The 6,479-nt window shown below is 54.8% G+C and carries 6 protein-coding genes and 1 riboswitch; of the genes, 5 read left to right on the forward strand and 1 reads right to left on the reverse strand.

Translation table 11 applies throughout. The features are described from left to right. The first annotated feature begins 257 nt into the window (after nt 1–257). The 3 genes from galU to wecB all read left to right on the forward strand — a co-directional run bounded on the left by galU (nt 258) and on the right by wecB (nt 3,287). A complete protein-coding gene (gene galU, locus KGZ93_10820; GenBank protein ID MBS3910093.1) occupies nt 258–1,154 on the forward strand; it encodes a UTP--glucose-1-phosphate uridylyltransferase GalU in 897 nt (298 codons plus the stop codon). A gap of 69 nt (nt 1,155–1,223) precedes the next feature. Then, a complete protein-coding gene (locus KGZ93_10825) occupies nt 1,224–2,141 on the forward strand; it encodes an NAD-dependent epimerase/dehydratase family protein (GenBank protein MBS3910094.1) in 918 nt (305 codons plus the stop codon). Nucleotides 2,142–2,174: 33 nt separating this feature from the next. Then, on the forward strand, nt 2,175–3,287 hold the full coding sequence (gene wecB / locus KGZ93_10830) for a UDP-N-acetylglucosamine 2-epimerase (non-hydrolyzing) (GenBank protein ID MBS3910095.1): 1,113 nt from the start codon (nt 2,175–2,177) through the stop codon (nt 3,285–3,287). A gap of 67 nt (nt 3,288–3,354) precedes the next feature. On the opposite strand, the gene KGZ93_10835 is transcribed toward wecB, so the two are convergent. Then, complete coding sequence (locus KGZ93_10835; GenBank protein ID MBS3910096.1) at nt 3,355–3,552, reverse strand: ferredoxin; 198 nt, start codon at nt 3,550–3,552, stop codon at nt 3,355–3,357. A gap of 383 nt (nt 3,553–3,935) precedes the next feature. After that, nucleotides 3,936–4,022, forward strand: a riboswitch (cyclic di-GMP riboswitch). 29 nt (nt 4,023–4,051) lie between these two features. Between KGZ93_10835 and KGZ93_10840 the strand changes: the two genes are divergently transcribed. Beyond that, on the forward strand, nt 4,052–4,642 hold the full coding sequence (locus KGZ93_10840) for a tetratricopeptide repeat protein (GenBank protein ID MBS3910097.1): 591 nt from the start codon (nt 4,052–4,054) through the stop codon (nt 4,640–4,642). Beyond that, a partial coding sequence (locus tag KGZ93_10845; GenBank protein ID MBS3910098.1) for a hypothetical protein occupies nt 4,639–6,479 on the forward strand: 1,841 nt, incomplete at its 3' end. The genes KGZ93_10840 and KGZ93_10845, both read left to right, overlap by 4 nt.

Here is a 6,479-nt window from a genome sequence, read left to right on the forward strand (position 1 = left end):
GAGTGATACATATCATTAGTTTACCACCAAAGCCCGGCGCATCTAAAGTTGACGAGCCGGCATCTAGTATCGCATTTACTTCAAAGATATTATATTCTAGAAGTTGCATGGCCTGATGGGGCGCAAGGCAAAGAGCTTCCCACAATAAGAGCTTCCCACAATAAGAGCTTCCCACAATAAGAGCTTCCTACATTAAAAGTTTCTTGTGATAAAAGTTTCTTGTGATAAGAGACACCGGCAAAAGGAGCAGTCTTAAGATGGATAACACCGGCAAGCCGGCTTATAGAAGCATAACCAAAGCCGTTATACCCGCCGCGGGTCTGGGCACGCGCTTTCTGCCGATCACCAAGAGTCAACCGAAAGAGATGGTTCCCGTGGTCGACAAGCCCACCATCCAATACGTCGTCGAAGAGGCGGTCGCCTCGGGGATAGACGATGTCCTGATAATCACCGGACGCGGCAAACGCGCCATCGAGGACCACTTCGATCGCTCCTTCGAACTCGAAGCCGAATTGAAGAAGAAGAACGACCACGCGCTCCTTGCCGAGCTTGAGAACATAGCAAAACTCGCGGACATCCACTATATCCGCCAAAAAGTCGCAGCCGGCTTGGGCCACGCGGTACTCTGCGCCAAGAAGCACATCGGGGCGAACCCGTTCGCGGTCCTTTTGGGCGATATTATAACTTTGAGCGATAGCCCTTGCACCAAGGATTTAATCGGCATCCACGAAAGATACGGCGCGTCCGTCATCGCGGTCGAGCCGGTGCCGCTTGAAGAGGTGCGCCGGTACGGCGTCATCAAGGGGGAACAGGTAGACGACGGCCTCTATCGCATCGTCGACCTCGTCGAGAAACCTTCCCCCGAGCAAGCGCCTTCGAACCTGGCCGTTCTCGGGCGCTACGTGCTCACCCCGGCTATCTTCGACTGCCTCGAGATAACCGAGCCCGGCCTCGGCGGCGAAGTGCAGCTCACCGATGCCTTAAGGCTTCTGCTTGAGCGCGAAGAGATATACGCCCTTGAGGCGACCGGCCCCCGCTACGATATCGGAAACAAGCTGAGCTGGATAAAAGCGACCGTCGAATTGGCGCTGATCAACGAGGAGATAGGGGAGGAGCTTCGGGCTTACCTCCAGGAGCTACTCCGTAAAGAATAATCCATAAGGCATAATTGTCATATGTTACTCTAGCATTTTAGATAACGGGCAAAAAAAGGATGGTGTCGATTGCGTATCTTAGTAACCGGAGGGGCCGGCTTTATCGGCTCGAACATAGTAGACGCCTATATCGAAGCGGGCCATGAGGTCTCTATCATCGATAACATGTCGAGCGGTAAAGAGGAGAACGTAAACCCCAGGGCAAGGCTGTACAAGATGGATATCCGCTCTCCCGAACTCGACCTGGTCTTCGCGAAAGAAAAGCCCGAGATCCTCAACCATCACGCCGCGCAGATCGATGTGCGAAAGTCCGTCGACGACCCCGTCTTCGACGCCAACGTCAACATAGTCGGCATGTTGGGTCTCCTGCAGGCATCGGTAAAGCACGGGGTCGAAAAAGTCATCTTCGCGTCATCCGGCGGCGCCGTCTACGGTGAGCCGCAAGTTTTGCCGGCGGATGAGAAGACCGCGCTCGACCCGCTCGCCCCATATGGGGCGGCGAAGGTCGCCGGCGAGTTCTATCTCAGCTGCTACCGTGCGCTCCACGGCTTAAACTATATCGCGCTGCGCTATGGAAACATCTACGGACCGCGCCAGGACCCACACGGTGAAGCCGGGGTCATCGCCATATTCTGCGAGTCGATGTTGAGCGATAGAGAGGTAAAAATATTCGGTACCGGCGAGCAACTTCGGGACTACGTCTACGTCGGCGATGTCGTCGAGGCCAATCTCTTGGCGCTGGAGAAAGGCGATGGCGAGCGCGTCAATATCGGCACCGGAAAAGGGACCTCCGTCAACGCGCTCTTTGCCATACTCAAAGAGGTCCTTGGTTACGGTAAAGGCGCGGTCAACTACCCGCCCCGCCACGGCGAGCTGGAGAAGACCTACCTCGACGACGCGCATGTCTTTGAGGTACTCGGTTGGAAAGCCGAGGTCTCAATCGAGCGCGGCTTAGAGCGAACCGCCGCTTTCTTTAGAGACAGGTAAACGGTGACGGTTTCTCACAAAGGATATTGACATATGTTAAAGATATTATCCGTTTTCGGGACGCGTCCCGAGGCGATTAAGATGGCGCCGGTCATAAAAGAACTCGAGCGCCGGCCCGATAAGCTCAAATCGGTCGTCGCGGTCACCGCCCAGCACCGGGAGATGCTCGACCAGGTGCTCAACCTCTTCGACATCCGGCCCGATTACGACCTCGATATAATGGAGCCCGGGCAAGACCTTTTCGATATTACGACGAGGGCTCTCTTGGGGCTGAAGCCCGTTCTCGAGCGGGAGAAACCCGACGTCTTGCTGGTCCAGGGCGACACGACGACGACCTTTGTCGCGGCGCTCGCCTCGTTCTACTTTAAAATAAAGGTCGGCCATGTCGAGGCCGGGCTTCGCAGTTTCGACAAGTACCATCCGTTCCCCGAGGAGATAAACCGCTCGCTCACGACCGTCATCGCCGATTACCACTTCGCGCCGACCGAGACGGCCAAAGAAAATCTGCTCAACGCCGGCGTCTCCGAGGCGAGCATTCATGTCACCGGCAATACCGTAATCGACGCGCTCGTGCAGACGGTCAAGCCGGACTATGCGTTCGCGCAGCCCGACCTCAAGCCCGTCGATTTCGCGAACAAGCGTATCATTTTAGTCACGGCCCACCGGCGCGAGAACTGGGGCGAGCCGCTCCGTCAAATCTGCCGGGCTGTCAAAGAAATCGTCGAGGCGGTCGACGACGTCGAAGTCGTCTTCTCGGTCCACTTAAATCCGGTCGTAGGGCGGACGGCAAGCGAGATTTTGGGGGATGTCCAGCGCGTCCACCTCATCGAGCCGCTCGATTACGAGCCGTTCGTGCAGCTGATAAATAAGGCGTACCTGATTCTCACCGATTCCGGCGGCATCCAAGAAGAGGCCCCGTCGCTCGGAAAACCCGTCCTGGTCCTTCGCGAGGTGACCGAGCGCCCCGAAGGGGTGGAGGCCGGCACGGTGCGCATCGTAGGGCGTGACACGCAACAAATAGTCAATTCAGCGCTACTTTTACTAAATAATAGCGGGGAATATGAAAAAATGGCGTGTGCCGCCAATCCGTATGGCGACGGCCACGCCAGCGAGCGAATAGCCGACGTGCTGGCCGGCAATGGCTAGCAGGGGCAAGGCGCTGACAGTTGCCTATCCCTAGCCCTTGGCGTTATTTTTGTCTCTCGCAGCCAACCTACTCCTCGGCCCAGGATATAGCCCCCGTCGGACATTCTTCAATCGCTTCATCGACCTTATCGTGGAGCGGTTCATCCGGGTTCTCATCGATGACATAGGCAAGCCCGTCGTCGCGCATCTCGAAGACCTCGGGGCAGAGGTCCGAGCAAATACCGTCGCCGATGCACTCGTCATGGTCGATAACAGGTTTCTTCATCTTTAGTCTCCTCTCGTTTTTAAGGCTGCGGCCTAGCTGCTCTGTTAGGCGGCTTTCGACCGCAACATTACTTACCCCAATTTCTTTAGCATTATACATTCTCCCCCACACAACAGCTACACATTTTACTATAATCTCTTGATTCATCTCTTGATTTAGAAATTATCCCTGCCGGTATGCGGCATACACCGGCGGCATATACCAAACGCGGCCAAAAGACCCAAAAATATGTTCGTGATTATTTTTACAAGTCCGAGTTATTTTGTTGACGCGTTACCAGATTATTGCTATAGTATCGAGTAAGCACTTCGTGATTGACCTAGCAGGTTAATAATCAAATAGGTAGCTAATATCATACCCTACACCACAACAATAGCTGAGTTCGCTTGAGGGGAAGCGATGATCTCTAACTTTAAACCTGGTCGCTTACTAGTTAGAGGGAGCAATTAGCGAAACCGACCCTTTTTGGGTCGTTTTTTTGTTTAGAAAGGTGATTGGTTTGGAAGCGAACACGGGTTCTTTGAAAAAGTTTCTCATTGACAACAAAAAGGTCGTATCGATAATCGGCGCGGTAATCGTCCTGGTAGGCGGGGCCGCGTTGGGAATGAATATAAGGGAAAAACAGCTGCAAGAAGCGCAAGAAAAAGCTTATACGACGGGCGCGAGCGCCTATTCCGAAGGAAAGTTCGACGAAGCCGTAACCGAACTCGAGAAAGCCAAGGAGCTGGCACCGGGAGACGCGAAGACGCATTTGAACCTAGGGCAGAGCTACGAAGCAAAAGGGGAACTCGACAAAGCTTTAGCCGAGTACAAAGCCTCGATAGAAGCCGACCCTAAGCAGCCCGAGGCTCTTTATAATATCGCAATCATATATAAATCCAAAGCCGATATCGCGAACGCTATCAAGTCGCTTGAGGATGCGGTCAAGCTTAACAAGGAGTTTGTAGCCGCCCGTATCGCTCTTGGCGACCTTTACGTAATAAACGGAGAACACGCCAAGGCCAAAGCCGAGTACGAGGCGGTCGTCAATATGAAACCGTTCGGTATCGATCTGGAGGAAATCAAGCAAAAGATTAAGGTGCTGAAATGATGCTTAGCAAAAACAAAATGAGACGATGGTGTGTTAGCAAATTTTTGGTCATGCCGGCGCTTGCGCTGAGCTTGGTCTTATTCTTTTCCGCGACGGCTTTTGCCGAAGAATTGTGGACGCAGAACGGCCCTGTTAACAGCAACGTCAACGCAGTGCCGCTATCGCCCCATTTCGACAACGACAGCACGATTTTCGCCGGCACACCCTTCGGTGTCTACAGGTCGGTCAACAAAGGAAAAGACTGGACGCTCATCAATAACGGCCTCACCAGCACCAATGTCCGCTCAATCACCATGTCTACAGGCTTTCAAACCGATAAAACGGTCTTCGCCGGCACCAACGGCGGCGTCTTCAAGTCGACCAATTCCGGCGACCTTTGGGCGCCGGTCAACACCGGCCTTAGCAACACCGATGTCCGCTCGCTGGCCATTTCAAAGGATTTTGTCAACGACAGGACGCTCTTCGCCGGCACGGCCGGCGGCGTCTTTAGAACGACCGACGCCGGGGCAACCTGGGCGCCGGTCAACAGCAACCTTACCAACACCGATGTCCGCGCGCTCGCGATCTCGCCTAACTTCGCTAACGATAACACATTATTCGCCGGCACCAACGCCGGCGGTGTCTTCAAGTCGATAGACCGGGGTTCGACCTGGTCCCAAATAAACACCGGCATCGATAACTTTTTCATCACCGACATCGCGATCTCGCCGGAGTTTTCAGTAAACGCGATGATTTTTGTCTCCACCAACGGCGGCGGCGTCTATAAATCGATCAACGCCGGCGGTTCGTGGAGCCAGGCTAACAATGGTCTTACAAGCACAAAAATCCTTGCGATCACCCTGACGACGAATTTTCCGAACAAGGGCTTTACCGTCGTAGCCGGCACCGACGGCGACGGCGTCTTTAAGTCGAGCGACGACGGAGCCTCCTGGAAAAAGATAAACAAGGGGCTTATGCATTTGCTGGTGCTCTCACTTGAAAATCTGCCTTGCTATTGCCTCGACCGGACGCTCTTTGCCGGCACCGAGGGCGGCGGCGTCTATAATTGCGTAGTGGCGGACGAGATTGCGCCGACCACCACACTGGGGACTAACCCGGTAAGCGCCGACGGCGAGAACGGCTGGTTCAAAACCGCACCGTCTATCACCTTGACCGCTGATGAGCCGGGCACCACCTACTATTCATGGAACTCGGCCACCGGCCCTTGGACGACCTACAGTGGCAGCTTTACAGCGATCGAGGGCGAGAATACCCTCTACTACTACTCAGTAGACACCTCGGGTAATGTCGAGTCGGTCAAGAGCCAGGCGTTTAAGGTCGACTCGGGGTTGCCGACCAACCCGTCGTTGAGCAGCCCGAGCCACACCGTGAGCGCTATATCGACCGATACCACAGTCGATATAGCTATTAGTGGTGCCGCCGATGCCGTCAGCGGGCTCGCCGGCTTCTCCGTCGAGTGGAGCAAGTCGTCAACGACCGTCCCGGATCAGACCGTGGATTTGCTTGGGACTACCACCTCCACGACGAGCCTGGCGCTCTCAGACGGCAGCTGGTACTTTCATTTGAGAACTAAGGATATGGCCGGTCACTGGACAAGCACCGTTACCATCGGCCCCTTCATCATAGACACAAAACCGCCGACGACGACCATCTCAAGCAACCCGGCGTCTCCCGATGGCGCCAACGGCTGGTTTAAGACCGTCCCGTCCATTACCTTGACGCGCAACGAAGCCGGGACCACCTACTACCAGTGGGGTTCGACCACCGGCTCATGGACGACATATTCGGGCTCATTTACCGCACCGGAAGGCCAGCACACCCTCTACTACTATTCGGT

Source organism: Actinomycetota bacterium (assembly GCA_018333515.1).
Lineage (GTDB): Bacteria > Actinomycetota > Aquicultoria > Aquicultorales > Aquicultoraceae > Aquicultor.